This is a genomic window from Actinomyces gaoshouyii (genome assembly GCF_002072175.1).
GTDB lineage: Bacteria > Actinomycetota > Actinomycetes > Actinomycetales > Actinomycetaceae > Actinomyces > Actinomyces gaoshouyii.
This window is the reverse complement of sequence record NZ_MVIV01000002.1, coordinates 1-25563: the sequence shown is the minus strand read 5'-3', so window position 1 is coordinate 25563 and position 25563 is coordinate 1. Positions and strand designations below refer to the sequence as shown.

20 protein-coding genes and 1 tRNA gene are annotated in these 25563 nt (G+C 71.5%); 17 read left to right on the top strand and 4 right to left on the bottom strand.

The window, feature by feature from the left end; genetic code table 11:
- The first annotated feature begins 10 nt into the window (after positions 1 to 10).
- A complete protein-coding gene (locus B1H50_RS01835) occupies positions 11 to 439 on the top strand; it encodes an organic hydroperoxide resistance protein (RefSeq protein WP_080462104.1) in 429 nt (142 codons plus the stop codon).
- A gap of 72 nt (positions 440 to 511) precedes the next feature.
- On the opposite strand, the gene B1H50_RS01830 is transcribed toward B1H50_RS01835, so the two are convergent.
- Positions 512 to 585 (bottom strand) — tRNA-Lys (locus B1H50_RS01830).
- Positions 586 to 695: 110 nt separating this feature from the next.
- On the opposite strand from B1H50_RS01830, the gene B1H50_RS01825 reads away from it, so the two are divergent.
- Complete coding sequence (locus B1H50_RS01825) at positions 696 to 1358, top strand: hypothetical protein (RefSeq protein WP_080462103.1); 663 nt, start codon at positions 696 to 698, stop codon at positions 1356 to 1358.
- A 402-nt stretch (positions 1359 to 1760) separates the two neighbouring features.
- On the opposite strand, the gene B1H50_RS01820 is transcribed toward B1H50_RS01825, so the two are convergent.
- The 3 genes from B1H50_RS01820 to B1H50_RS01810 form a co-directional block, all read right to left on the bottom strand.
- Positions 1761 to 2774 carry an inorganic phosphate transporter gene (locus B1H50_RS01820; RefSeq protein ID WP_080462102.1) on the bottom strand — a complete coding sequence of 338 codons (1014 nt, stop codon included), beginning with the start codon at positions 2772 to 2774 and terminating at the stop codon, positions 1761 to 1763.
- 15 nt (positions 2775 to 2789) lie between these two features.
- Positions 2790 to 3410 (bottom strand): DUF47 domain-containing protein, encoded by a 621-nt coding sequence (locus B1H50_RS01815; protein ID WP_080462101.1) that lies wholly within the window; start codon positions 3408 to 3410, stop codon positions 2790 to 2792.
- A gap of 450 nt (positions 3411 to 3860) precedes the next feature.
- Positions 3861 to 4532, bottom strand: a complete 672-nt coding sequence (locus B1H50_RS01810) for a response regulator transcription factor (RefSeq protein WP_080462100.1) — start codon at positions 4530 to 4532, stop codon at positions 3861 to 3863.
- 147 nt (positions 4533 to 4679) lie between these two features.
- Between B1H50_RS01810 and B1H50_RS01805 the strand changes: the two genes are divergently transcribed.
- From B1H50_RS01805 to ppdK, 15 genes are all read left to right on the top strand, one after another.
- Entirely contained in the window at positions 4680 to 5582 is a 903-nt protein-coding gene (locus tag B1H50_RS01805; RefSeq protein ID WP_229657844.1) for a tellurium resistance protein TerC, read from the top strand.
- A 111-nt stretch (positions 5583 to 5693) separates the two neighbouring features.
- Positions 5694 to 6398: a heme-binding beta-barrel domain-containing protein gene (locus tag B1H50_RS01800; protein WP_080462098.1), complete on the top strand. Its 705-nt coding sequence runs from the start codon at positions 5694 to 5696 to the stop codon at positions 6396 to 6398.
- Positions 6398 to 7723: a CAF17-like 4Fe-4S cluster assembly/insertion protein YgfZ gene (gene ygfZ / locus B1H50_RS01795; protein ID WP_080462097.1), complete on the top strand. Its 1326-nt coding sequence runs from the start codon at positions 6398 to 6400 to the stop codon at positions 7721 to 7723. Before B1H50_RS01800 ends, ygfZ begins: the two co-directional genes overlap by 1 nt.
- 67 nt (positions 7724 to 7790) lie before the next feature.
- Complete coding sequence (locus B1H50_RS01790; protein ID WP_080462096.1) at positions 7791 to 8153, top strand: DUF2516 family protein; 363 nt, start codon at positions 7791 to 7793, stop codon at positions 8151 to 8153.
- The gene (gene dtd / locus B1H50_RS01785) at positions 8153 to 8578 is read left to right on the top strand and encodes a D-aminoacyl-tRNA deacylase (RefSeq protein WP_080462362.1); all 426 of its coding nucleotides are present in this window, start codon (positions 8153 to 8155) and stop codon (positions 8576 to 8578) included. The genes B1H50_RS01790 and dtd overlap by 1 nt, the downstream gene beginning before the upstream one ends.
- Positions 8579 to 9358, top strand: a complete 780-nt coding sequence (locus B1H50_RS01780) for a 4'-phosphopantetheinyl transferase family protein (RefSeq protein WP_095532453.1) — start codon at positions 8579 to 8581, stop codon at positions 9356 to 9358.
- Between the two features lie 400 nt (positions 9359 to 9758).
- The gene (locus B1H50_RS01775) at positions 9759 to 10943 is read left to right on the top strand and encodes an ABC transporter substrate-binding protein (protein WP_080462095.1); all 1185 of its coding nucleotides are present in this window, start codon (positions 9759 to 9761) and stop codon (positions 10941 to 10943) included.
- Positions 10940 to 11986: an ABC transporter permease gene (locus tag B1H50_RS01770; RefSeq protein ID WP_080462094.1), complete on the top strand. Its 1047-nt coding sequence runs from the start codon at positions 10940 to 10942 to the stop codon at positions 11984 to 11986. The genes B1H50_RS01775 and B1H50_RS01770 overlap by 4 nt, the downstream gene beginning before the upstream one ends.
- A 6-nt stretch (positions 11987 to 11992) precedes the next feature.
- Complete coding sequence (locus B1H50_RS01765) at positions 11993 to 12892, top strand: ABC transporter ATP-binding protein (RefSeq protein WP_080462360.1); 900 nt, start codon at positions 11993 to 11995, stop codon at positions 12890 to 12892.
- Between the two features lie 293 nt (positions 12893 to 13185).
- The gene (locus tag B1H50_RS01760) at positions 13186 to 15750 is read left to right on the top strand and encodes an ATP-dependent Clp protease ATP-binding subunit (RefSeq protein WP_080462093.1); all 2565 of its coding nucleotides are present in this window, start codon (positions 13186 to 13188) and stop codon (positions 15748 to 15750) included.
- Between the two features lie 294 nt (positions 15751 to 16044).
- Positions 16045 to 17859 carry an MFS transporter gene (locus B1H50_RS01755; protein ID WP_080462092.1) on the top strand — a complete coding sequence of 605 codons (1815 nt, stop codon included), beginning with the start codon at positions 16045 to 16047 and terminating at the stop codon, positions 17857 to 17859.
- Positions 17860 to 18152: 293 nt separating this feature from the next.
- Complete coding sequence (locus B1H50_RS01750) at positions 18153 to 19601, top strand: hypothetical protein (RefSeq protein ID WP_229657845.1); 1449 nt, start codon at positions 18153 to 18155, stop codon at positions 19599 to 19601.
- Positions 19595 to 21310: a GT4 family glycosyltransferase PelF gene (pelF, locus tag B1H50_RS01745; protein WP_080462091.1), complete on the top strand. Its 1716-nt coding sequence runs from the start codon at positions 19595 to 19597 to the stop codon at positions 21308 to 21310. The genes B1H50_RS01750 and pelF overlap by 7 nt, the downstream gene beginning before the upstream one ends.
- Positions 21307 to 22383: a putative glycoside hydrolase gene (locus tag B1H50_RS01740; protein WP_080462090.1), complete on the top strand. Its 1077-nt coding sequence runs from the start codon at positions 21307 to 21309 to the stop codon at positions 22381 to 22383. The genes pelF and B1H50_RS01740 overlap by 4 nt, the downstream gene beginning before the upstream one ends.
- A gap of 136 nt (positions 22384 to 22519) precedes the next feature.
- Positions 22520 to 25234: a pyruvate, phosphate dikinase gene (ppdK, locus tag B1H50_RS01735; protein WP_080462089.1), complete on the top strand. Its 2715-nt coding sequence runs from the start codon at positions 22520 to 22522 to the stop codon at positions 25232 to 25234.
- Positions 25235 to 25563: the final 329 nt, after the last annotated feature.

The window sequence follows — 25563 nt, the reverse complement described above, 5'->3', positions numbered from 1 at the left end:
GGGAGAACCCATGAACGAGATCGAGCCCATTTACACCACTGAGGCCATTGCCACCGGCGCGGGCCGTGATGGACACGTCCAGACCGCGGATGGCCGCGTCTCCTTGGATCTTGCGATTCCGCAGGAGATGGGCGGCAGTGGCGATGGCGCCAACCCGGAGCAGCTCTTCGCCGCGGGCTACGCCGCCTGCTTCCACTCCGCCCTTCAGGGAGTGGCGCGGCAGGCCAAGCAGGAGCTCGGCGATTCCTCGGTGGGCGCGCGAGTCTCCATCGGCAGGGCCGGCGAGGGCTACGGGCTCGCCGTCACCCTCGAGGTGGTCGTTCCGGACTTGCCGCACGAGGTTGCCCAGGGGCTCGCTGATGCCGCGCATCGGGTATGCCCCTACTCCAACGCCACTCGCGGCAACATTCGAGTCGACGTCGTCGTCGTCGACGACTGAGCGGGCCCCGTGCCCGGAGTCGAATCCCAGGAAGGGGCAGCGCTCGTGGCCAGCGGGCCGAGGGCGCGGCGGTACCCCCTGTGGGGCTCGAACCCACGACCTTCGGATTAAAAGTCCGCAGCTCTGACCAACTGAGCTAAGGGGGCGCGGCGCCGGGGGCCGGCACCACGCGCAGCATAGCCGGACCCGGGCGCGCAGGACACGCCACGGCGGGCGTGCGAGACAATGGGCGCGTTGCGCACCGAAGGAGAACGCCATGGCACGCCAGTTCCACCGCCCCGCCCGGCTCGACCCCGAGGCCGCCGAATCCATCGAGGGCGGCGCGGACACCGCCGTCGCCTCCGAGCTCGCCCATCGCGCCGCCCAGGCGCTCGTCGGCGGCTTCCCCGCCGCCCCGGAGGACCCCATCACCCGGGAGGCGGTCATCAACGCCGTCGCCGGGCAGGGGGTCGATGACGTCGCCGAGCTTTGGGCGGACTCACCGGCCACCACCCTGCCAGGGGCCCTGTGGCGCCTCTTCCTCGTGCGCGAGTGGATCCGCCGCGACGCCGCGCTCGTCGGGCGCCGCTACGCCACCGTCGTCGACCTCACCGGCCCTGATGGCGACGGTGCCCTCGCAGCGCGCCTCGACGCCGCCCTCGCCGAGGGACGCCCGGTCATCTCACCCGAGGAGCTGCGCGCGCGCCTCGACGCCGTCCTCGCCGGCGCGCTGGAGGGCTCCGTTCCCGCGCTCGCCCCACTGCTCTCCACCACCTCCGGATTCCTCGCGGCGCTCGCCGCGGGCTCGGCCCCCGAGTGGATCGACGACGACGCCGACCCCCTCGCCGACCGCGTCACCCGCCGGGACTCCGCGCTCCTGGCCACCGCCGACGAGCTCTCCGATGCCGCCGTGAGGGCCCGGGCGGGCCTCCTGGACTGACTCGGCGCGGGGGCAGCGTATTGCGGCGCACCCCGTCGTCCGTGCCCCCTCCTCGTGCGGGCAGGGTGCGAGCCGCGGAGCCGCTGGGAGGCGCCCGGAGCCGCTGGGAGGCGGCGGGGCGCCGGGCCGGGCATGGGGTGGGCGATGAGCGGGGAGCCGCCTTGTCGCAGACGAGAAGGACGTGATATCGGGGAGGAGGAGGCGAGCGTCGGCGCCTGGTGGTGGGGCCGCCACGGCGGCGGCGGCCGGTTCCGGCTCGGTGGATGGCATCGGCCGGAGTGGGGAGAACGAGTCGGGCCCGGCCCGCGGGGGAACCGCAGGGCCGGGCCCGATGATGCCGTGCTGGCGGCGATGCCGGCGCCGCCGGCGGTGCCCCGTGATGATCGCGGAGCACCGCCGCTCTCACAGGAGGGCCGCCCGGAGGATGAAGGAGACGACGGCGGCGATCGCCGCCGCGGCGGGAAGGGTCATCACCCAGGCCACGACGATGTCCCCGGCCACGCCCCAGCGCACGGCGCTCAGGCGCTTCGTGGCGCCCACGCCCATGATGGAGGTGGTGATCGTGTGCGTCGTTGACACCGGGGCGCCGAAGCCCATGGCGGCCACGTAGAGGAAGCCCGCAGCGACGCTCTCCGCGACGAACCCGTGAGCGGGATCGAGATCGATGACCTTGGACCCGAGGGTCGCCATGATGCGGGTGCCGCCGAAGTAGGTGCCGAGGGAGATCGTCAGTGCCGCTGCGATCTTCACCCAGGCGGGCACGCCGTGGTCGAAGGAGTGGAGCCCCCCGGCTGTCAGGGCGATGAGCATGACGCCCATCGTCTTCTGGGCGTCCTGGAGGCCGTGGCCCAGGGCCATGGCGGCGGCCGAGACCGTCTGGGCCCACCGGAAGCGCCGCATCGTGCGGTGGTAGGGCAGGGCCGCGCACAGGCGCAGCACGATGATCATGGCGATGTAGGCCACGATGAACCCGCCCAGAGGCGAGACGATCATCGGGATGACGACCTTGTCCAGAATCGAGCTCCAGTGGACCATCAGCCCGCAGGCGATGCCTCCGCCGGCCAGGCCCCCGATCAGCGCGTGGGAGGACGAGGAGGGCAGCCCGAACCACCAGGTGATGAGGTTCCAGGCGATCGCGGCGAACAGTGCGGCGAAGACGACGATGAGGGCGATCATGTTCCCCTCATCCGAGCCATAGGTGATGGAGACGATGTCCGAGCCGATCGTGTGGGCCACCGAGGTGCCCAGCATGGCTCCGATGACGTTCATGACAGCAGCCATGAGCAGGGCCGTGCGCATGGACAGCGCGCGTGTGGAGACCGACGTGGCGATGGCGTTCGCGGCGTCGTGGAAGCCGTTGGTGAAGTTGAAGATGAGCGCGACGACGAGGATCGCGATGACCAGTGCTGTCATCATTGCGGTGCCGATTCGTCAGGACTCGCGCACGGCGATCGACTCGACTGTGTTCGCCAGAGACTCGAAGGCGTCGATCGCGGCCTCCATGCGCTCGATGATCTCCTTGCGCTTGATGAGGCTGACGGGGTCCATCTCCTCCTCGAAGAGCCTGCCGATGCCGGCGCGGTAGATCTGGTCCCCGTGGTTCTCCAGCTCGTTGATCTTCACCCAGTAGCTCTCCATGTCCTTGAGGGACTTCAGGCGGGGCATGGCCTGCGAGGTGAGCTCGGCGCACTGCTTGAGGATATCGACCAGCTCGTGGCAGGCCTGGGGCAGGACGCCGACGTGGTAGAGGACGATGCAGTCGCCGGCCTCGTCGACCAGGTCCATGCAGTCGTCCATGGTGGAGCCGAGCAGGTGGAGGTCCTCGCGGTCCAGCGGGGTGACGAAGGTGGCGTTGATGAGGCGCTGGAAATCGTGGTGCGAGTTGTCCGCCGCGTGCTCCTCCGCGTGGAGGGTCTCGCGGAGGCTGGCGCGCTCCTCGCGGTCGGCGTTGATGATCTGCTCGAGGACATCGCAGGCGCTGACGAGGTGGCGAGCGGATCTCGACAGCAGGTCGAAGAGGGCCTCGTCATTGTTGCGGGGGTGGATGCGCACGGATGGCTCCTTGCTGGTCTGGGCGGCTCGGATCGCCGCTCCTGTCATGAATGCGCGGCCCCGGATTCTTCCCGGGGCGGGGGTCCTGAGGCGGTCGGCTTGCTGATAGTGGCCGCTTCGGGAGATGGTCGATTCAGGTGAGCACGGGTAATCGGGATCTCAGGTGTGGTGCGGGTTCTCGGCTGCGGTGTCGTTCTCGAGAAGGAATCGTGGTTGAGGACGCCGGGCCGCAAGAGCGCCAGTCGGCGCGAATGCCGCTCGTGGCGGCACAAGGTGGAGCCCGGGGCCCGTCACGACCCGGCGTCGGCTTCAAGGTAGCAGCAGCGTCGCGCGTGCGCCAAAGGCGCCGGGGGGCAATGGCGGTGGGGCCGATGATGGCGGCCCCGGCGGGGGTCTCGCGGACTGGCATTGCCTGGCATTGCCTGGCATTGCTGCGCGCCCTGGATGCCTCTAGATGATCCCCGGGGCATCGAGACGGTAGCCCACATTGCGGACCGTCCCGATGAACTGGTCGTACTCCGTGCCGAGCTTCGCGCGCAGGCGGCGCACATGGACGTCCACCGTCCGCGCTCCGCCGATGTAGTCCTGGCCCCAGACCTCGTCCAGAAGTGTTTCCCGGGTCAGGACCCGGCCCTGGTTGATCGCCATGAATTTGAGCAACTCGAACTCCTTGTAGGTGAGATCGAGGATCTCCCCGTGGATCCTAGCCGTGTAGGCGGTGACATCGATGACGAGGTCGCCGACCTCCAGGCGGTCCTCTCGGGGGGCCTGGGAGGGAGGCGCGGCGCGGCGCAGCATCCGCAGTCTCGCGGCGAGTTCGGCGGGGGAGGCCCCGGCCATGACGAAGTCTGAGGCCCCCCAGTCGTCCTGGAGTGCCGCGGCCCCTCCGTCGTCGACGACGAGAAGGATCGGTCCGCACTCCATCGGCCCACTCAGGAGCTGGCACAGGGCTCGCGCCCGGGTCAGGTCCGCCCTGGTGTCGATGAGGACCGCGTCGGCGTCGTCGACCGCGCCGTAGTTCGAGGGGAGCGGGGGCAGACAGGTGACTGTCGCGTCGAGGAACGATGCGGCGGGAAGCGCATCCGCGGGATCGGCGGCGTGGGTGAACATGACGACGCGCATGCGATCCCTCTCCTCGGGAACCCTCCTGGGCATTGCCGGACAGGCCGTCCCGAGTGGCGCGGGGCGCGTGCCCGGACGCCCTCGGGGGGCCTGCCCAAGTCAAGCACACGTCATGCGATCGTGCCGGGGTGTGCGACGATACGAGATGTGGATACCCCTGCCAATCTCCAGAGCGGTCCAGGGCGCCCGGCGCCTGCTCCCGCCTCCTCCCGCCCCGGATACGGCACCCGGCGCGGGAACGGCGTGCCGAAGGAGCCCGGCATCGTGGACCCCGCCTGGACCCGTCTGGCGGTGGCCGGTCTCATCCCCGTTCTCCTCGCCGCCTCGGCCCCGATGGCGGTGTGGGCGAGGATGGTTCTCATCGTCGTCCTCGTCCTGGCCATGGCGCAGGGGTGGCCGGCCCTCGTCCGGGCCCGCCACGATACGGGCTCGACAGCGGTGATCGCCCTGACGGGGGTCGCGGGCGCGTTGGCCGTGGCCTGGAGGCAGGACTACGGCGCCGCCGGTGTCGTCATGGCGCTGTCCGTCCTCATCGCATTCGTCGCCCAGATGCTCCGCAAAGGGGATCGGAGGGGATTGCTCGAGAGCCTGTCCTCGACGGTCTCCGGCGGTCTCGTGGCGATCGCCGGCGCCGCCTGGTGCGCGCTGGAGCCCGGCGTGGCCGACCCCGCCGTCATCGTCCCATGCAGTCTGGCGCTGTTCATCGGCGCGCTGCTGACCACGCTGGAGGTGCGCGCCAGCGTTCTGGAGACGCTCACCATGACGCTGCCCGCGGTCATCTCGGGCGCGGTCGGCGGTCTGCTCGCCGTCATCGGGTTCTTCGGGCCGGCGCACACGGGGCTCGGCGAGGCCGCTCAGTCCGGGGGAGCCTGCCTCATCGTGGGCTTCACGGCCGGCGTCCTCATGGCGGCCGCCAACCGGGTGCTGTGGACGCACCAGTGGGTTCCCGGTGGACGGGCAGCGATCGCCAGCGCCATCGTGCCGATCCTCGCCGTCGGAGCGCCGTCGTACGCCATCGCCCGCCTCATGGGCAGCTTCGTTGCCGGTTAGCCGTGCCGGGACCGGTCGAAAATAAGGGGCGAGACCGGTTCCCGGATCGGTCTCGCCCCTTAATTCTCGACCGGTCCCGATGGAGGGGGCGGGGCGGCTTAGGGTGGGGGCATGACTTTCTCCCTCCCCGAGGACCTGGCCCCCGAGCTCTACCCGCTCGCCTGGCTGGTCGGCACCTGGCGCGGCTACGGCGTGCTCACCTACGGCGAGACCATTCCCGAGCAGGCGGTTTACCAGGAGATCGTCTTCGAGCACGACGGCGGTCCCTACCTGCACCAGACCACCACCGTGTGGACCCTGGACGCCACGCGATCGGAGGACCTCGATTTCGAGGTCCCCGGTCTCGAGGGTGCCACGCGCATCGCCCCGGCCCGGATCTGGTCCTCGGAGACCGCCTATTGGCGCCCTGTCGGCCAGGAGCGGCCCGACGCCGACGACGCCGACACCCGCACCCCGATCACCCGCCTCGAGGTGGTCTCCGCCGACCCGGCCGGGCAGGTCGGCGTCTGGGAGGGCTGGATCCAGGGCCCCCGCGCGCAGATCGGCACCCAGGCCGTGGGCCGCACCCGCACCAGTGCTCCCCTGACCGAGATGACCCGCGTCTTCGGGCTCGTGGGCGGCGATCTCATGTGGGCGCAGGACATGGCCGCCTTCGACCAGGACCTGCAGAGCTACGCCTCCGGCCGCCTCGGGCGAGTCGAGGACCCCGAGGACCCCGCCGCCCGGCCGGGCGCGCTCCTGCCCGATGGCCCTCAGCCCTCCGAGCCGGCCGATGCCCCCGCACAGGGGGCCGACGACGACGGGGCCGCCCAGTGATGCGCCGCTCACCACTGCTGGACTGGCCAGAGGCGATCGCCGAGGACGCCACGAGTCCCGACGCCGCCGTCCCCGCGCACTACGGCAATCCCTTGCGCGAGCAGGCGGCCCTGGCCGACGGGCAGGCGATCGCCGCACTGGCCAGGGACGTCGTGGCGGTGAGCGGTCCAGACCGCCTCTCCTGGCTCACCACGCTGACCACCCAGGTCCTGACCTCCCTGGCCCCGGGCGACGGCGGGGCCGAGGCTCTCATCCTGGACGCCCAGGGGCGGATCCGCCATGCGCTGGCCGTCCTCGACGATGGCGCCACCGCCTGGGTCGTCGTCGACGCGGGAGGGGGGCCGGTGCTCGTCGAGCACCTGGAGAGGATGCGCTTCACGCTGCGCGTCGAGGTGTCCCCGCGCGACGACGTCGCCGCCCTGGGCGCGCTGGGGAGCGGTGCCACCGCCCTCGAGGAGGCGGTCCGCGCGACCCTCCCCGGAGGCGATGAGCCGTTCGCGGAGTCGGATGCTCCCGCGACGCTCCTCCCGGGAGCGCCGATGGCCTGGCGCGACCCCTGGCCCGGCGTCGTCGACGGTGGGACGAGCTACGACGTCGGCCTCGAAACCTCCCGACATCCGGGGGAGGGCTATCGCGCGGTCGTGGTGCTCGCCCCCGCCGGGCGGGTTCCGGATATCGCCCGGTCCTTCCTGGCTGGGGATGCGGGGCGGAGGATGGCCGGGGCGCTGGCCTGGGAGGCGCTGCGCGTCGAGGCGGGGCGCCCCCGCCGGGCCCGTGAGGCCGACGAGCGCGCGATCCCGCACGAGCTCGACTGGCTGCGTACCGCCGTCCACCTGGACAAGGGCTGCTACCCGGGCCAGGAGACGGTGGCCCGCACCCTCAACCTCGGGCGCCCCCCACGGCGCCTCTGCCTTCTGCAGCTCGACGGACTGACGGGCCAGGCGCCCCTTCCCGGCGCTCCCGTACGCCTGGGGGAGCGCGTGGTGGGCGCCGTGACGAGCGTGGCCCGCCATCATGAGCTCGGGCCGATCGCCCTGGCGCTCCTGCGCCGGGGCGTGCCCGTGGATGCGCCTCTCCTCGTCGATGTCGGGCAGACCGACGAGCCCGGGGACGCAGGGGAGGGCGATGGCGCGACACCCCCCGAGATCGTCGGCGCGGTGGATGCCGCTCAGGAGCCGCTGGTCAGCCCCGAGGGGCGGGCGCAGGCCAGTCCCGCCGAGCGGCCGGGTGCGGGGCTGCGGGCCGCGGGCCGCAGCATCGGGCTCGGCAACGGCGGATCGACCGGCGGCCTGGCCGGCGGGCCCCGCACGGCCCGAACCGCTTGAACCGCCCGGGTTCGCCCCGGGCGCGGCGGCCCCCTGCCCCGCCCCGTCGCCCCGCTAAGGTAGGGGCGTGAGCATTCTGATCGGCACCGCGCATGCCCTCGCCGAGGCCGTCGGCTATCTGCAGCTCGCTTTCCAGGTGGTCGGCATCGCGCTCGGGCTCTGGGCGCTGGCGGACTGCACCATCCACCGAGCCGATCATTACGTCGCCGCGGGCAGGCGCAGCAAGGGCTTCTGGATGGGCCTCAACGCCGCAGGTTTCGCGGTGATCCTGCTCATGGGGCAGATGTCCCTGTTCGGCCTGCTGGGGATGGTGGTCAATGCGGTCTACCTCGCCGATGTGCGCCCCGCCCTCCAGGTGTACCGCCCGATCCGGGTGCGCTCGCGGATCCGCCGCTCGGGCGGTGGGGGCTCGAAGGGCCGGTGGCGCTGATGCGCGCCGTCCTCCAGCGCGTCACGCGCGCGGCCGTGCGGGTCGACGGCGACGTCGTCGGCGAGATCGCGCGTCCGGGCCTCATGGTGCTCGTGGGCGCCACTCATGACGACGGCCCCGCGCAGGTGGCCACGATCTCCCGCAAGATCGCGGACCTGCGCCTCCTGGCCGGCGAGCGCTCTGTCACCGAGGCCGGCGCGCCCGTGCTCGTCGTCTCCCAGTTCACCCTCTACGGGGACGCGCGCAAGGGGCGGCGCCCCACCTGGAACGCGGCCGCCCCCGGCCCCGTGGCCGAGCCGCTGGTCGACGCCGTCGTGGAGGATCTGCGCGGGCGCGGCCTGGAGGTGGCCACGGGCCGCTTCGGCGCCGATATGCGCATCGACATGGAGGCCGACGGCCCGGTGACGATCCTGGTGGAGGCCTGAGTGATCGGTGGCCCGGCGCGGCTCCTGCCGGAGCTGGTGCCCGGCTCGGTCAGCGTCGCCGAGACCCGTGAGGAGCTCGATGAGATCCTCCATCGCGAAGAAGCCGCCCTCGCCGAGCGCATGGTCGACCGGCGGCGCCGGGAGTTCGCCACCGTCCGGGGCTGCGCTCGCCGGGCCCTGCGCGACCTGGGCTTCCGGCGTCCGCCCATGGTGCCCGGTAGTGCGGGCGAGCCGGCCTGGCCCGCGGGTGTCGTCGGCTCCATGACCCACTGCGAGCATTACCGCGCCGCCGCAGTGGCGCGCCAGGAGGACGTGGATTGCCTGGGCATCGATGCGGAGCCCAACGCGCCGCTCCCGGCGGGCGTGCTGGTGCGGGTGGCGACGGCGCCGGAGGAGCTCGATGGCCTTCGCCGTCTGGCCGCCGAGAGGCCCGACGCCGCCGTCGATAGGCTCCTGTTCAGCGCCAAGGAGAGCCTGTACAAGGCCTGGTACCCGCGGGAGATGCGATGGCTGGGTTTCGGCGATGCCCTGGTGCGCCTCGGCGACGGCGAGTTCATCGCGGATCTGACCGATCCCCGGCCCGGTGGGAGGACGAGGCGCCTTCAGGGGAGGTGGATTCTCGCCGAGGACACCATTGCCACGGCTGTCGTCGTGCCCGCGGGCCGGTGGGGCGGTGAGGCCGACCTCGCTCGACGGCCCCGCGTCATCGGCCCCGACCCGCGGCCCGCGGGCGTCCGCATTCCGGGCGCCTCCATGACATCGCCCGCGCCCGGTGCGTAGGCTCTGTTGCATGGAACACACCACGCGCATCCTTGCCGGCCACGACGCCCTCGCGTCGTCGGCGATGATCGGCCGCGCGAGGATGATGCGCTGTTGTCGCCGCTCCATGCCCAGCCGTCGGCCCTGTTGATCATTCCGGGCACCGCCGTCGCCGTCCGTTGACGGGCTGAGTCGGCGGCGGGTCGACGGCGCCGCCCCCCGGGCCGCTCCCCTCGCGGCCCCGCCTCCGCGCCGGACGGGCCCTGCCGAGCCCCTGGCGCAGAAGGTCCGCGCCCGGGGCGAGCGCCCAGGGGCGCCGCCCGCGCCATGGCCACGGGCCACCGTCGCCGGCCGCCGCTACTGCGGTGCCCCCCCGGGCTCATTCGCCCCACCTCGCCCCGCTTTTCACAAGGAGACCATCGTGTCCGCATCCTCATCACCCTCGCCTGCCCCCTCGCCGTCCTCCGCCCCCAGCCCCGAGGGGACCGCCGCCGCGCGCCCCTCCACCGCGGGGGATCGCGTTGATGAGTCCGTCACCCCGCGCAATGCGGCGGACATCCTCGCCGCCGCCGACGATCCCGACGAACTCGCCGCCCTCGCCAAGCGCTCCGCCTCCCGCCGGAGCCTCCTCATCGGCGGCTCGGCGGCCGCCGCGGCCCTCGTGGCCGGGGGAGCCTGGCTCACCCTGCGCCGCACGAACCAGGGCGTCATCGGAGCGGCCGAGGATATCCCCCTGGTCATCGGCGGGGATATCTGCGCCGCCCCGCTCTACGCCGCCTACCATCAGGGCTACTTCGACGACGTCGGCCTCAACGTCACCCTCGTGCGCACCCAGCAGACCGAGGATACGAAGGACGGCGTGGGCGCCGGCAAGTACATCGGCGCCCCGGGGATCTTCTTCTCCTGGCTGGAGCCGATCTACAACGGCCTCAACGCCCGCCTCACCGCCGGCCTGCACGCCGGCTGCCTGCGGGTGGTGGCCCCCGAGGGCTCCCCCTACTCCTCGCTGGCCGATCTCAAGGGCGCTTCGATCGGCGTCCCCTCACTGTCGTCCTCCGCCTTCGCCTACTTCTCCATCGGCCTGTCCGATGCCGGGATCAACCCCGATCCCTCGGGCGGGGACATCAGCTGGCGCACCGTCGACTCCGATTCCCTCGGCCAGTCCCTGTCCTCGGGGGACGTGGACGTCATCATGGGCTCCGATCCCGGTGTCCTCCTGCCCGTCCTGGGCGGCACCGGCCACGAGATCGCCAACAACGATGCCGAGGACTTCTGCTGCTCGGTGGTCCTCAACGGCGATTTCATCGCCAAGCGGCCCGAGAGCGCCAAGGCGCTCACCGAGGCGTGGATCAAGGGGGCGGCCTACGTGCCCGACCACATCGAGGAGATCGCCGGGCTCGAGGTGGACAACGAGTACGTGGCCACCGAGCGGGACGTCGTCGAGAAGGTCTTGCGCACCTACGACTTCGACGCCTCCGCGACCCGCTTCCGCGCTGCCATCGAGCCGGGGATCGAGCGCTTCAAGAAGACCGGCTTCATCTCCGCCGATATCGCGGCCGACGCGCTGGCCGACGCCGTCTACGCCGACCTGGGGATCGGCCGATGAGCGCCGCGGAACAGGAGCCCCAGCCGCTGGCGGGCCCGGACGGCCCGGCCCCTGCCGGCGCCGCCGGGCCGACGGCGGAGTCTCGGAGCCGTGGCCTCCTGGTGCAGGGCGCCCTCGCACTGGCCCTGTGGGCGGCGCATCCGGTGATCATCGTCGCCGTCCCGGACACCGCGCTGCGCACGGCCGACCACCGGCCGCTCCTCATCGTCGTCGGGGTCTGGATCGCCCTCCTGGCGATGTGGTTCGCCCGGGCGCTGGCCCGGCCCGCGTCATCGGCCGCCCTCGCCCTGGCCCACCGCCTGCCGTGGATCGCGCTGGGCGGGGCGTGGATGATCCTGTGGCAGATGACGACGGCGAAGCTCGATTGGCTCTCCCCGCCCTACTTCGCCTCCCCGGAGGTCCTCATCGAGGCGCTTCGCGGGGATGCCGACCTCCTCGCCTCGAGCCTGGGCGCCTCCTCCCTGCTCTTCCTGACGGGGTACGCGCTCGGCTCGGTGATGGGTTTCGCCACGGGACTGCTCATGGGCTGGTCGCGGCGGGCCGATTACTGGCTCCACCCGCTCCTGCAGAGCATCGGCCCGGTCCCAGCCGCCTCCCTGCTCCCGCTGGCGCTGCTCGTCGCGCCGTCGACCTTCGCCTCCGCAGTGCTCATCATCGCCTTCGGGGCCTGGTTTCCCATGGCGACGATGACGCGCGCCGGCGTGCGCGCCGTGCCCCGCAGCTACATCGACGCCGCCCGCACGCTCGGCGCCTCCGAGGGCTTCCTCGTGGGTCGCGTGGCGGTCCCCGCCGCTCTGCCCGACATGCTCACCGGCCTGTTCACCGGCCTGGGCACGTCGCTCGCGGCCCTGATGACCGCCGAGCTCGTGGGCGTCGACAAGGGTCTGGCCTGGTACATCAACTGGGTGAAGGGCTGGGCGGACTACCCCCGGATGTACGTGGGGCTCGTCGTCCTCGTCGTCTTCTGCCGCGCGCTCATGATCCTGCTGTTCAAGCTCCGCTCCTCGCTGCTCGCCTGGCAGCACGACCTCGTCCGGTGGTGACCCATGATGACCGAGAACACGACCAGCGCCCCCGCGGCGACCGGCCCGGGGGCCGCGATCGGCCCTGAGCGCCCCCGCGGCGCCGAGGTGGTCCTCGACGGCGTCTCGCACCGCTACCCGCTCCACCACGAGCTCGACCAGGGCTGGGTCCCCTGGGCGATCCGCCGCGTCTCGCCCGCGGCCCGCGCCCGCCACGAGGCCGAGGCCGCCAAGGGGTCCTCCCTCCACGTGCTCGACGACGTGGCGCTGACGATCCCGTCCGGGCAGTTCGTCGCCGTCGTCGGTCAGTCCGGGTGCGGCAAGTCCACCATCCTGCGGCTCCTCGCCGGCCTGGAGGCGCCCACCCGCGGCAGCGTCGTCGTCGATGGCGAGAGGGTCACCCGCCCGGCTCCCGAGCGGGCCATGGCCTTCCAGGAGGCCACCCTCCTGCCGTGGCGGACCGTGAGGGACAATGTGGCCCTCGGGCCGCAGGCGCGGGGGCGCCTGGCCATCGACCAGAGGCGGATCGACGCCGCCCTGGAGATCGTGGGGCTGCGCGACTTCGCCGGTGCCTATCCCTCGACGCTCTCCGGCGGCATGGCCCAGCGCGCAGCCCTGGCCAGGGCTCTGGTCAACCGGCCCCGGCTCTTCCTCCTCGACGAGCCCTTCGGCAAGCTCGACGCGCTCACCCGCCTGGGGCTCCAGGACGAGTTCTCCCGCCTGTGGGCCTCCCAGGCCTTCACCGCGATCCTCGTCACTCACGATGTCGACGAGGCGCTGCGGTTGGCCGAGCGCGTCGTCGTCCTGTCCGAGAGGCCCGCCCATGTGGTGGCCGATCTCGAGGTGCCGCGCCTCCTGGCCGCCGCTCCCGCCTCCGCCGACTACCAGGACCTCAAGGCGCGGATCCTCTCCCTGCTGGGGCGGTAGGCGGGGCGGCGGCCCGTCCGACCGGTGCGGTTGGCGCCCACTGGTGCGGGCGGGACGCACCGGTGGGCGCGGACGGCTCTTCCCGGCGCACCGATGGCGCGCCCCATCCCGGCGAGATATGAGTCCGCCGGGCTTAATCCTGGCTCACGCCTACCGCGAACAGGGGCATGGGCCCCATACGCCGCCGTTAGCCTTGGCAGCACGTGCCCGCGCTGGGCCCGCTCGCGCTCATTGAGCGCACGCGGCTGTCCGGCGTCCCCAACCGACCGCGCGTGCCGAGGAGATAACCCGCGATGTTCGAACGCTTCACCGATCGCGCCCGCCGCGTCGTCGTCCTTGCCCAGGACGAGGCGCGGGCGCTCAACCACAACTACATCGGCACGGAGCACCTCCTTCTCGGCCTCATCCACGAGGGCGAGGGTGTGGCCGCCAAGGCCCTGGAGTCGATGCAGATCTCCCTGGACGCCGTGCGCGCCCAGGTCGTCGAGGTCATCGGCGAGGGGCAGGCGGCGCCCAGCGGACACATCCCCTTCACCCCCCGCGCTAAGAAGGTCCTCGAGCTCTCGCTGCGCGAGGCTCTGCAGCTGGGGCACAACTACATCGGCACCGAGCACATCCTGCTCGGCCTGCTGCGCGAGGGCGAGGGCACGGCCGCCCAGGTCGTCATCAAGCTCGGCGCGGACCTGTCCTCCGTGCGCCAGACCGTCATGCAGATGCTCTCGGGCTACGAGGGCAAGGAAGCCGTCACGGCCGGCGTCCCCTCCAAGGAGGGGACGCCGTCGGGCAGCGCCATCCTCGACCAGTTCGGCCGCAATCTCACCGCGGCCGCTCGCGAGGGCAGGCTCGACCCGGTTATCGGCCGTCACAAGGAAATGGAGAGGGTCATGCAGATCCTCTCCCGGCGCACCAAGAACAACCCCGTCCTCATCGGGGAGCCCGGCGTGGGCAAGACCGCCGTCGTCGAGGGCCTGAGCCAGGCCATCGTCCACGGCGACGTCCCTGAGACCCTGCGCGACAAGCAGCTCTACTCCCTGGACATGGGCAGCCTCGTGGCGGGCTCGCGCTACCGCGGCGATTTCGAGGAGCGCCTCAAGAAGGTCCTCAAGGAGGTGCGCACCCGGGGGGACATCGTCCTGTTCATCGACGAGATCCACACGCTCGTGGGCGCCGGCGCCGCCGAGGGGGCCGTCGACGCCGCCTCCATCCTCAAGCCCATGCTCGCCCGGGGCGAGCTTCAGACCATCGGCGCCACCACGCTGGAGGAGTACCGCAAGATCGAGAAGGACGCCGCCCTGGAGCGCCGCTTCCAGCCGGTGACCGTGGACCAGCCCAGTATCGAGGAGACCATCGGCATCCTCACCGGGCTGCGCGACCGCTACGAGGCCTTCCACCGCGTCGTCATCACCGACGATGCCATCGAGGCCGCCGCCAAGCTCGCCGACCGTTACATCAATGACCGCTTCCTGCCGGACAAGGCCATCGACCTGGTCGATGAGGCCGGTGCCCGCCTGCGCATCCGGCGCATGACCGCTCCTCAGGAGCTGCGCGACATCGATGAGAGGATCGCCGAGGTCAAGCGCGAAAAGGAATCCGCGATCGACGACCAGGACTTCGAGCGCGCCGCCGCCCTGCGCGACGACGAGCGCCGACTGGCCGAGGAGCGCACCGCCAAGGAGAAGGCCTGGAAGGATGGGGACTTGGATCAGGTGGCGGAGGTCGATGAGAACCTCATCGCCGAGGTCCTGGCCATGTCCACCGGCATCCCCGTGGTCAAGCTGACCGAGGCGGAGTCCTCCAAGCTGCTCAACATGGAGGCCGAGCTCCACAAGCGCATCATCGGCCAGAACAAGGCCATCGAGGCGATCTCCAAGTCCATTCGCCGCACCCGCGCCGGCCTGAAGGATCCCAAGCGCCCCGGCGGCTCGTTCATCTTCGCCGGCCCCACGGGCGTGGGCAAGACCGAGCTCGCCAAGGCCCTGGCGGAGTTCCTCTTCGACGACGAGGACGCCCTCATCCAGCTCGACATGTCCGAGTTCGCCGAGAAGCACACCGTTTCGCGCCTCTTCGGCGCCCCTCCCGGCTACGTCGGCTACGACGAGGGCGGCCAGCTCACCGAGAAGGTCCGCCGCCGCCCCTTTTCCGTGGTGCTCTTCGACGAGGTGGAGAAGGCCCACCCGGACATCTTCAACTCGCTCCTGCAGATCCTGGAGGACGGGCACCTCTCCGACGCCCAGGGCCGGGAGGTCGACTTCAAGAACACCGTCATCATCATGACGACCAACCTCGGTTCGAAGGACATCGGCAAGTCGGTGGCCACGGGCTTCCAGTCCACCGAGTCCGGAGCCATGGACTACGAGGAGATGAAGGCCCACGTCAACCGCGAGCTCAAGCAGCAGTTCCGGCCCGAGTTCCTCAACCGTGTGGACGACCTCATCGTCTTCCCGCAGCTGACCAAGGCGGAGGTGCGCGAGATCGTCGACCTCATGATCGCCCGCCTCGACAAGCGCATGAGCGAGCAGGACATGACGATCGAACTCACCGACGCCGCCAAGGAGCTGCTCGCCGAACGAGGTTTCGATCCGGTCCTCGGCGCCCGCCCGCTGCGTCGCGCCATCCAGCGCGACATCGAGGACGCCTTGTCGGAGAAGATCCTCTTCGGCGAGATCGAGCGCGGTCAGAGGGTCATCGTCGACGCCCGGGGCGAGGGGATCCTCGGGGAGTTCACCTTCCGCGGCGAGGCCATTCCCGCCGTCCCCGAGCAGGAGGCCGCCGTCGCCGACGTCGAGGGGGCCGCCACGGTCGCGGGCGAGGGGGGCCAGGGCTCAGCGGAGGTCACCGAGGCTCCCCAGGTGGGTTGATCCCCCAGGGGAATGCTCCCGCGAGGAGCCCGTCGGCGCTGGGGAAACGGCGATCTGACGGGCTCCTCCTCTCTCCCGGCCCGCGCTGGCGCCGTTCGGGGGAGCCACCGGGTGCGACTGTCGCCCCGACGGGGCATCGCGGCCCGGGTGGTAGCCTCTTGGGTCGTTCCGGCGACCTGCGCGCCGCGATGCGGGCAGGCGCGGTCCGGCTCTCCCACTTCTCCGCCCGACCCGGCTGGTCGGGCCGCTGGCCCTGCGCGTCTGCCGACCGTGCCAGACGACGATTGGAAGTCGATGGATAACAAGATCCCTGCCACCGAGAAGAGCCTTCAGGAACGAGCATCCCGCGCCAGCGCGAAGGGCGACCGGAGGCGCGCCGAGCGGCTGCGCCGTGAGCAGCGCCGGCTCGCCTACCTGCGCCGCAGGCGCCGTCTGCGCGCCGACGATGTCACCGTCGTCGAGGAATCGGCGCTGCGCAGGGCGATCCTCGGATCCGTCGTGGGCAACATCATGGAGTGGTACGACGTCGGCGTCTTCGCCTACGTCGCCGTGCTCGTGGGTCAGGCCTTCCTGCCCAACGCCACCCCCGTGGCCCAGAACCTCTTCTCACTGGGGGTCTTCGCCGTCACCTTCGTCGCCCGGCCGCTGGGCGGCGTCATCCTCGGCCAGCTCGGCGACCGCCTGGGTCGCAAGGAGGTCCTGGCCTTCACCCTCATGATGATGGCGCTGGCGACTTTCGGCATCGGCATCCTGCCGCCGGCCAGCGTCCTGGGCGTATGGGCGCCGATCCTGCTCATCTGCCTCAAGCTCGTCCAGGGTTTCTCCACCGGTGGCGAGTACGCGGGCGCCACGACCTTCGTCACCGAGTACGCCCCCGACAAGCGCCGCGGCTTCTACGCCGCCATGCTCGACTGGGGCTCCTACATCGGCAATGCGCTGGGCGCGGGCTTCGTCTCCGTCCTCATGCTCACCCTGCCCGGGGACTTCATGGCCACCTGGGGGTGGCGCATCCCCTTCCTCCTCGCCCTGCCAATGGGCACGATCGCCCTCTACCTGAGGGCCCGCATCGAGGACACCCCCGCCTTCCGCGGCGCCCGGGCAGAGACCGAGGACGAGGAGCCCGCGGACCTGGCGGCCGTGGAGACCGAGATCATGAAGCCGGAGGAGGGGCCCCTCGGCTTCAAGGAGATGGTGCGGACCTACTGGCGGGAGCTGGGCATAGCGATCGTCCTCGTGGCCGGTGCCAATACCGTGGGCTACACCCTCACCTCCTACATGCCGACCTACCTGACCACCACCCTAGGCCTCGACGCCGAGCACGGCCCCCTCCTGACCCTGCCCATCCTCATCCTCGTGGCCTTCCTCGTGCCCGCCTGCGGCCGGCTGTCGGATCACGTGGGCCGCCGGCCCGTCCTCCTGTCCGCGGCGGTGAGCACGATCGTGCTGGCGGTGCCCGTCTTCCTGCTGCTGGAGCACAAGGAGGTCTGGTCGATCCTGTTCGGCCTGGGTCTGCTGGCCTATCCGACGGCGGCCTACGTCGGCAACCTGGCCGCCTCCCTCCCCGCGATCTTCCCCACCCGCTGCCGCTACGGCGGCATGGGCATTGCCTACAACATCGCCGTCGCCCTCTTCGGCGGCACGGCCGCTTTCATCCTGGAGGCCCTCGTGGCCTCCACCGGCAGCCCCCTGGCGCCCGCCTTCTGGCTGATGGGGACCTCCGCGGCGGCCCTCGGGGCGATCTTCGGGCTCAAGGAGACGGCCCGCCGCCCCCTGCCCGGCTCCATGCCGGCCGTGGCCAGCCAGGAGGAGGTCGCCGAGCTGGTCGAGACCCAGGAGGAGAACCCCGACCTCGATGTCTCCGAGATCTTCGCGATCGCCCCGGCCCACCTCGTCGACACCGAGCCGACCGTCGAGGAGGCCCTGGCCGAGGTCGAGGTGGCTCAGGCCTGGGAGGACAAGGCGCGGGCCAGGCTCGACCGCGCCACGCGCGCCACCACCGAGGCCCTCAGGGCCCTCGATGAGGCCCGTAAGCGCGAGAGCGCCTCCCCCGACTCCTCGGGCGCGCGGAGCCGACCCGCGCCGAGCGAGTCCGACCCCGTCCCGAATTAAGGAACTCGGGGAAATGGTCTTGCGCACATCGCAGCGGCTTCTGCGTTGCGCGTTGCCGGGCTTTCTCCCAGGCGCGGGCGGCCCGGGGGAGAGGATAGCGCCCTGATTCCAGCGCTTCCGCGGACCTGGGAAAACGCTGATCGTTTCCTGAAAGTTATTGCGTATCGCTTTGAGTGCCGTACGTAATTTCAAGTGGAGCGTATGGCGCGGTTATCGTGGAAGGGTCCTGGTCCCTGATCAGCGCAGAGGCGAACCCGAAACGCCTTCACGACCCCCTGTGAGAGCACAACAGAATGAGCCGCATACACGAACAGCGCCACCTGCCGCAGCGCGGGGGCCGCAGTCCTCTCCCTCGTGTCGACCTCACCGTACTGGTGATACCGCTCGCGCTCGGCGCCTCCATCCTCTGGCTGCTCGGCTGGCCCGCCGCCAGCACCATCGCCCTCATCGCGGCGCTGGTCCTCCTGGCCGCCGCGCTGCTCACCTCCCCGCCCGCCGCGGCCAGGGGCGGTCGTCCCACCGGGCCCCGTGATCGGGGATCATCGCTGTGGCTCATGGTCCTGGTCATGTCCCCGGCGATCCTCCTGGGCAGCGCCTTCCCACTCGTTGCCGACCGCCTCGCCCCGCACGCCGTGGCGGGTGTCCGCCTCGAGACCCTCATCCTGTCCGCCTCGGTGGCCGTCCCCTGGCTCAGCCAGGTGGTGGGAACCCCTGTGTACCGCCTCCTCGGCTCCACCATCGGCCAGGGGCCCGACGCCGTCAGGCGCCGCTACTGCGAGATCTGGCCCGCTCTGCTCGTCCTGTCCATCGTGCCGGCGACCGCCGTGACCGCCTGCATCGGGCTCGTCACCGGCTGGGGTGTAGGAGCCCTGGTGGCCCACTTCGCCCTCATCATGGCGCACGTCGTATTCGTGCAGTCCCTCGTCGTGGCCGACCTCGGCTCGCGCCGCCACCTGTGGGCGCTGGGCTGGCTCGCCTACGCGATCGCGCTGCTCATCGCGCCCGGCTGGTGGCTGGCGCCCCCGCTGGCCGGGGCGCTGAGCCAGGTCCTCGCCATCGGCGCCGACCTGCGCGCCCTGGCCCGCCCCCGGCGCTTCGCCGTCGCCCCGGTGATCGCCGACATGGGGCGCGGGCTCATCCTGGGCGGCGTGCTGTGGGCCGACAAGCTCCTCCTGTTCGTCGCCGTGGGCCGGCAGTTCGATGTCTCGCTGGTCTACCTGTGCCTCCAGCCCGCCGTCCTGGCCTACTCCTACTACTTCGCCGTCGCCTCGCCGCGCATCAACCAGGCTTTCACCGGCTTCCGCGACGCCCTGGAGAACGAGCCCATGAGCGCCCTGCACCGGCGGGGATCCGCGCTGCGGCGCATGGTCACCTGGTCCTTGGCGCGCATGGCCTCGGTGGGCAGCGCCGCGACGCTCGTCGTCGTCGCCCTGACCGCGATCCTCGCCCCCGGCGACATCGCCACGGTGACGACCATCAGCGCCGCCAGCCTCCTCCTGGCCGTCCTCACCCTCCTCGCCTATGAGATCGACCATGCCGGCGGCTCCCGGGCGGCCCTGGCCCTGTCAGGGATCGCCGTCGTCCTCATCGCCGCCTCCTTCGCGGCCTTCGACGGCGCGGGCGCCTACGGCCCCATCGCCCTGGCCGCGATGGGCCTGAGCGTCATCGGCGCCCTCATCTACCACCGGCGCTGGAGCGCGCCCGAATACGCATTCTTCTGGGGAAAGGCACTGTCATGGTGAGTCTCGCGCTCGATACCGCTGTGGAGGCGCTCGACGAGCGCGCCCCGCAGGTCCCCGTCCCGCTCGCGCCGCAGGCCCCCGCCGCATCCCGGCCCGACGGCGTCCCGGCCGACGGCCGCTACGAGGACGTTGATGTCGCCATCGTCATGGAGTCCACCTACCCCTACCTCAAGGGCGGGGTCTCGGCGGTTGTCCATGACATCATCTCCGGCAACCCGGACAAGACCTTCGGGATCATCCACATCGCCTGGGACTCCGAGGCCCCGCACACGGACCTGTACGGGATGCCGTCCAATGTGGCCTGGGTGAGGGTGCTCTACCTGTCGATGGCCGAGCACCGCGACGACTTCCTGGCCGCCCGCCCCCGGGACCTGCGCATGAGCCGCGCCCAGCGGCGCGCCCTGTCGCGTCGCCTCCTCGGCGCGCTCATCGAGCTGGCCACCACAGGCGACGGCGAGGAGGTCTGGCGGCTCATCGATGAGGGCATGAGCCCCGCCACCCGCCGCTACCCCCTGTGGGCGCTGCTGGGCACCCAGGAGTTCATGGAGGCCTTCCGCGAGATGATGCCGGACCTGGGCATGCCCCTGTCCGAGCTCTTCTGGTGCCTGCGCGACTTCTTCTCCCTGGCGCACGCCGTCCTGGCCGACCCCGTGCCCCGCGCCGCCGTCTACCACGCCCACACCACCGGCTACGCCTCCCTGCTGGCGGCGGCCGCCGCCCGCCAGCACGGGGCCTCCTTCCTGCTCACCGAGCACAACCTCTACGTGCGCGACACCGTCAACACGCTCCTGGAGCGGCGCATGGACCTGCCGGTGCGCCTGAGCGACTACCGGGACTTCGACGTCACCGCGCGCGAACGCATGTGGATGGCCTGGTGGATCGAGATGGGCCGCCTGTGCTATCCCCAGGCCGACCTCATGACCTACCTCTATCCCCGCGCCATCGAGGAGGCCCAGGACCTCGGCGGAATCCCGGACAAGTCCGTCGTCCTGCCCAACGGGCTCGACGTCGAGGAGTTCGACACCCCGTGGACCGCCCGCCGTGAGGCGATCGGGCGCATCCACGCCGAGGGCGACCGCCACCTGTGGAGGCTCGTCTACATCGCGAGGATCGTGCCGATCAAGGGGCTGCTCGACCTCATCGAGGCCGTTGAGATCATGCGCGAGCGGGGCATGCGCATCCACCTCGACGTCTGCGGGCCCACCGAGCACGTGCCCGAGTACTACGAGCGCTGCGCGGCCCGCATCGCCGAGCTGGGCCTCCATGACGTCATCACCATCCGCGGCACCGTGCGTGTGCGGGAGCTGCTCGACGAGTTCGACCTGTTCGTCCTGCCGAGCTACAACGAGGGCCTGCCCGTGGTCTCCCTGGAGACGATGGGCGCCGGGATCCCGACCGTCTCCTCCGACGTCGGCGCCCTGCGCTCGGTGGTGGAGGACCCGATCAAGGCCGACGACGGCGGGTTCATCGGTCCGTGCGGGCTCATGCTCACCCCCGGTGATCCCGCCCTGCTCGCCGACCGCATCCACCAGGTCATCTCCAACCCCGGTCTGTACGAGGACATGTGCCGCGCGGCCCGGCGCCGCGTCGAGACCGCCTTCAACCTGGGCCTGGTCAACGCCACCTACAACCGGATCTACAACGATCTCGCGAGTCAGCGCCGCGCCGCTTCCGCGAGGGCCGCCGGGCCGCTGGCAGGGGGCGCATGACCGGCGTCGGCGCCTGGATCCGCTACGGCGGCCCCCTCAAGGCTGCGGATGTGGAGGAGGCGGCCCGGCACTACCGGGCCGCCATCCTCCAGCCCTGGGAGACGGCCGCCGCCGCGCGCCTCAAGGAGCTCGCGCCCCACATGACGGTCCTGGCCTACCAGTGCCTGTCCTCGACGAGGGACTTCGAGCCGCCCGAGCGCCTCGCCTCCGGGATAGCCCAGGCCGAGGCCGCCCGCCACGGCTGGCACGCCCGGCGCCGCGACGGCTCCCTCATCGAATGGGATGGTTATCCGGGGCACTTCCAGACCACCGTCTGGGACCCTGACTACCGGTGCGCCTGGGCCGAGCGCGTGCGCGAGAGGATCGCCCCCACCGCCTTCGACGGCGTTATGGCCGACAACGATGTCTTCGACGACTACTACGGCCTCGGCCTGCCCATCGAGGGCGCTGACGATCCCGCCGCGTTGCGCGAGTCCCTCGGGATGCTGGTGGACGAGGCCGGCGCCGCCCTGGCGGGCATCGGCCGGATCCTCGTCCCCAATATCGCCGAGGCCCGCCGCGAGCCCGGCCGCTGGGAGCGCCACAGCGCCTGGGGCGGGGGATTCGACGAGTGCTGGCTCGGCTGGGGCGACGACTCTTTTCTCGATGCCCCCGACGCGCTCGCCCAGGCCCATGAGCTCACCGCCCCCGGCCTGACGATCGTGCGCGCCCCCAGCGGGGGCGCGGGATCGCCCCGGGCCCTCTACGGGCTGGCCGCCTTCTGGGTGCTGGGCGGCGGGCGCGGCGCCTTCGCCTCCACCGGCCACGACGACTACTCGCGCTTGGCCTGGCTCCCCGCCCTCGACGCCGACCTCGGAGCGCCCCTGGGGCCGCCCCGGCACCGGGCCCGCCTGTGGCGGCGCGATTTCGAACGGGGCGTCGCCATCGTCAATCTCGACGGCGCCCGCGGCGCCCGCCCCCGACTGCCTGCCGGCCTCGTGGAGCCGGGCCCCCGGGGCGGGCCCGACGGCGCGCCCCTGCCCCGGCGCGCGCTCCTGGGTCCGAGGTCCGGGCTCATCGCCCTGCGGCCCTGAGGCCGTCCGAGCGCCATGGGTCCCTCGGGGCGCCTCCGCCGAATCACCGCGGTTTGAACCTGGGACTGAAGTCACATTAGAGTGGGACGACCTGACCAGCGCGATGCCGCGCGACTGACGACTGAAAGGGGCGAGGATGCCCAAGTACGTGTACCGCTTCAGTGAGGGAGACAAGGATCAGAAGGACCTCCTGGGCGGCAAGGGCGCGAACCTCGCCGAGATGACCCGTCTCGGCCTGCCCGTTCCCCCCGGCTTCACGATCACCACCGACGCCTGCCGTGCCTACCTCGCCGACGGCGCCGTCCCCGATGAGCTCGCTGTCCAGGTGACCACCGCCCTGCGCGAGGTCGAGGAGGAGCTCGGTCGCGAGCTCGGCGCCCCCGAGGACCCGTTGCTCGTCTCCGTGCGCAGCGGTGCCAAGTTCTCCATGCCCGGCATGATGGAGACCGTCCTCAACATCGGCCTCAACGACTCCTCCGTCGAGGGGCTCGCCGAGGTCAGCGGGGACGCGCGCTTCGCCTGGGACTCCTACCGCCGCCTCATCCAGATGTTCGGCAAGACCGTCCTGGACATCGATGGCGGGCACTTCTCCGGCGCCCTCGACGCCAAGAAGGCCTCGCGCGGCGTCGCCCTCGACTACGAGCTCGACGTCGACGCCCTCACCGAGCTCGTCGAGGAGTACAAGGCCATCGTGCGCGAGCAGGCCGGCATCGACTTCCCCCAGGACCCCCGCGGCCAGCTCGACATGGCCACCGAGGCCGTCTTCCGCTCCTGGAACACCGAGCGCGCCCACATCTACCGGCGCCGCGAGAAGATCCCCCACGACCTGGGCACGGCCGTCAACGTGTGCACGATGGTCTTCGGCAACATGGGACAGACCTCCGGCACCGGCGTCTGCTTCACCCGCGACCCCTCCACCGGCCGCTCCGGCGTCTACGGGGACTACCTCGTCAACGCCCAGGGCGAGGACGTCGTCGCCGGCATCCGCAACACCCTGTCCCTGGCGGACCTGGAATCCCTCGACCCGGAGTCCTACAAGGACCTGCGCGCGGCCATGCGCAAGCTCGAGACCCACTACCGCGACCTGTGCGACATCGAGTTCACCATCGAGCGCGGCAAGCTCTGGCTCCTCCAGACCCGCGTGGGCAAGCGCACCGCCGCCGCGGCCTTCCGCGTGGCCACGCAGCTCGTCGACGAAAGGCTCATCACCACCGATGAGGCCCTCACCCGCGTCACCGGGGACCAGCTCACCCAGCTCATGTTCCCGCAGTTCTCCACCACGGGGGAGCGGGACCTGCTCACCAAGGCCATGCCCGCCTCGCCCGGCGCCGCCGTCGGCTTCATCGCCTTCGACAACGCCGAGGCCATCGCCCGCGCCGAGGCCGGCGAATCCGTCATCCTCGTGCGCCGTGAGACCAACCCCGACGACCTGCCCGGCATGGTGGCCGCCTCCGGCGTGCTCACCGCGCGCGGCGGCAAGACCTCCCATGCCGCCGTCGTCGCCCGCGGCATGGGCAAGACCTGCGTGTGCGGCGCCGAGGCCCTCGAGGTCGACGCCGCAGCCAAGACCGTGCGGGTCGCCGGACGCGACGAGCTTCTCACCAGCGAGGACATCATCGCCATCGACGGCACCACCGGCGAGGTCTTCCTCGGCTCGGTGGAGGTGGCCGACTCGCCCGTCATGACCTACCTGCGCCGCGGTCTGGAGACCGCCCTGGACAGCGCCGGCGACATTGATAACCGCGAGCTCATCACCAGCGTCGACCGCCTCATGCGCCATGCGGACAAGGTCCGGCGCCTGGCGGTGCGTGCCAACGCCGACACCCCCGACGACGCCCGCCACGCCATCCACCGCGGCGCCGAGGGAGTGGGCCTGTGCCGCACCGAGCACATGTTCCTCGGCGAGCGCAAGAAGTTCGTCCAGAACCTCATCCTGGCCTCCACCGACGCCGAGCGCGAGGCGGCCCTCGCCGTCCTCCTGCCCCTGCAGAAGGACGACTTCGCGCAGATGATGACCACGATGAACGGCAAGCCCATGACCGTGCGCCTCATCGACCCTCCCCTGCACGAGTTCCTCCCCGACCTCACCGAGCTCAGCGTCAAGGTGGCCGTCGACCGGGAGAAGGGGGTCCTCGACCCCGCGGATGAGTCCCTCCTGGCCGTGGTGCGCAAGAGCCACGAGGCGAACCCCATGCTCGGCCTGCGCGGTGCCCGCCTCCTGCTGACCATGCCCGGACTCATCGAGCTCCAGGTGCGCGCCATCGCCGAGGCCGCCGTCGAGCGCCTGCGCGCCGGGGGAGACCCGCGCCCCGAGATCATGATCCCGCTCATCGGCTCCATCCGGGAGCTCCAGATCGCCCGCGAGCGCGCCGAGGCCGTCCTGGCCGAGGTCGGCGCCGAGTCCGGCTACGACCTCTCCTTCCCGATCGGCTGCATGATCGAGCTGCCCCGCGCCGCCGTCACCAGTTCCCACGTGGCGGAGGAGGCCGACTTCTTCTCCTTCGGCACCAATGACCTGACCCAGACCACCTGGGGCTTCTCCCGCGACGACGTCGAGACCTCCTTCGTGGGCCACTACATCGACGAGGCGATCTTCGGCACCTCCCCGTTCGAGTCCATCGACGTCGACGGCGTGGGCGCCATGGTCCGCCTGGGCGTCGAGGGCGGCCGTTCGACCAAGCCCGGCATGAAGATGGGCGTGTGCGGCGAGCACGGCGGAGACCCCGATTCCATCGCCTTCTTCCACTCCGTGGGCATCGACTACGTGTCCTGCTCCCCGTTCCGCGTCCCCGTGGCGCGCCTCGAGGCCGGTCGCGCCGCCGTCCTCGCCCCGGAGCCGGCCCGGCAGTAGGGCCGCGCCACACCCATCCACGGCCCTGCGCAGGCCACCGGTGATGGCGCCCACCGCCCCCTCATGGGGCGGTGGGCGCCATCACGCATCCCGGGGCATCTCAGATGCGGTGCGCATTGCCGTCGCCACCTTCCTCACCGGCGGGCACCCGCTCATCGAGGACGTCCCCGGCCACCGGCAGGACCATGCTCGCCCTGGCCCGCTGCATCGGCCCGCGCTTCTCGCCCTCTCTCCCTTGAATCGAGACCGGTTGTTGTGAGGGGTGAGACCGGTTGAAAACTGGGGCGAGACCGGTTGTTGGTTGCTGGGTGGGGTGGGTGGGGGGTTTC

What these genes read in the sequence shown, in the direction of transcription:
- B1H50_RS01755 (WP_080462092.1), top strand. Translation starts at nt 16,045, where the DNA reads ATGGATAACAAGATCCCTGCCACCGAGAAGAGCCTTCAGGAACGAGCA.
- B1H50_RS01820 (WP_080462102.1), bottom strand. Translation starts at nt 2,774, where the DNA reads ATGATGACAGCACTGGTCATCGCGATCCTCGTCGTCGCGCTCATCTTC.
- ppdK (WP_080462089.1), top strand. Translation starts at nt 22,520, where the DNA reads ATGCCCAAGTACGTGTACCGCTTCAGTGAGGGAGACAAGGATCAGAAG.
- ygfZ (WP_080462097.1), top strand. Translation starts at nt 6,398, where the DNA reads ATGCGCCGCTCACCACTGCTGGACTGGCCAGAGGCGATCGCCGAGGAC.
- B1H50_RS01835 (WP_080462104.1), top strand. Translation starts at nt 11, where the DNA reads ATGAACGAGATCGAGCCCATTTACACCACTGAGGCCATTGCCACCGGC.
- B1H50_RS01800 (WP_080462098.1), top strand. Translation starts at nt 5,694, where the DNA reads ATGACTTTCTCCCTCCCCGAGGACCTGGCCCCCGAGCTCTACCCGCTC.
- B1H50_RS01770 (WP_080462094.1), top strand. Translation starts at nt 10,940, where the DNA reads ATGAGCGCCGCGGAACAGGAGCCCCAGCCGCTGGCGGGCCCGGACGGC.
- dtd (WP_080462362.1), top strand. Translation starts at nt 8,153, where the DNA reads ATGCGCGCCGTCCTCCAGCGCGTCACGCGCGCGGCCGTGCGGGTCGAC.
- B1H50_RS01740 (WP_080462090.1), top strand. Translation starts at nt 21,307, where the DNA reads ATGACCGGCGTCGGCGCCTGGATCCGCTACGGCGGCCCCCTCAAGGCT.
- B1H50_RS01765 (WP_080462360.1), top strand. Translation starts at nt 11,993, where the DNA reads ATGACCGAGAACACGACCAGCGCCCCCGCGGCGACCGGCCCGGGGGCC.
- pelF (WP_080462091.1), top strand. Translation starts at nt 19,595, where the DNA reads ATGGTGAGTCTCGCGCTCGATACCGCTGTGGAGGCGCTCGACGAGCGC.
- B1H50_RS01760 (WP_080462093.1), top strand. Translation starts at nt 13,186, where the DNA reads ATGTTCGAACGCTTCACCGATCGCGCCCGCCGCGTCGTCGTCCTTGCC.
- B1H50_RS01825 (WP_080462103.1), top strand. Translation starts at nt 696, where the DNA reads ATGGCACGCCAGTTCCACCGCCCCGCCCGGCTCGACCCCGAGGCCGCC.
- B1H50_RS01810 (WP_080462100.1), bottom strand. Translation starts at nt 4,532, where the DNA reads ATGCGCGTCGTCATGTTCACCCACGCCGCCGATCCCGCGGATGCGCTT.
- B1H50_RS01750 (WP_229657845.1), top strand. Translation starts at nt 18,153, where the DNA reads ATGAGCCGCATACACGAACAGCGCCACCTGCCGCAGCGCGGGGGCCGC.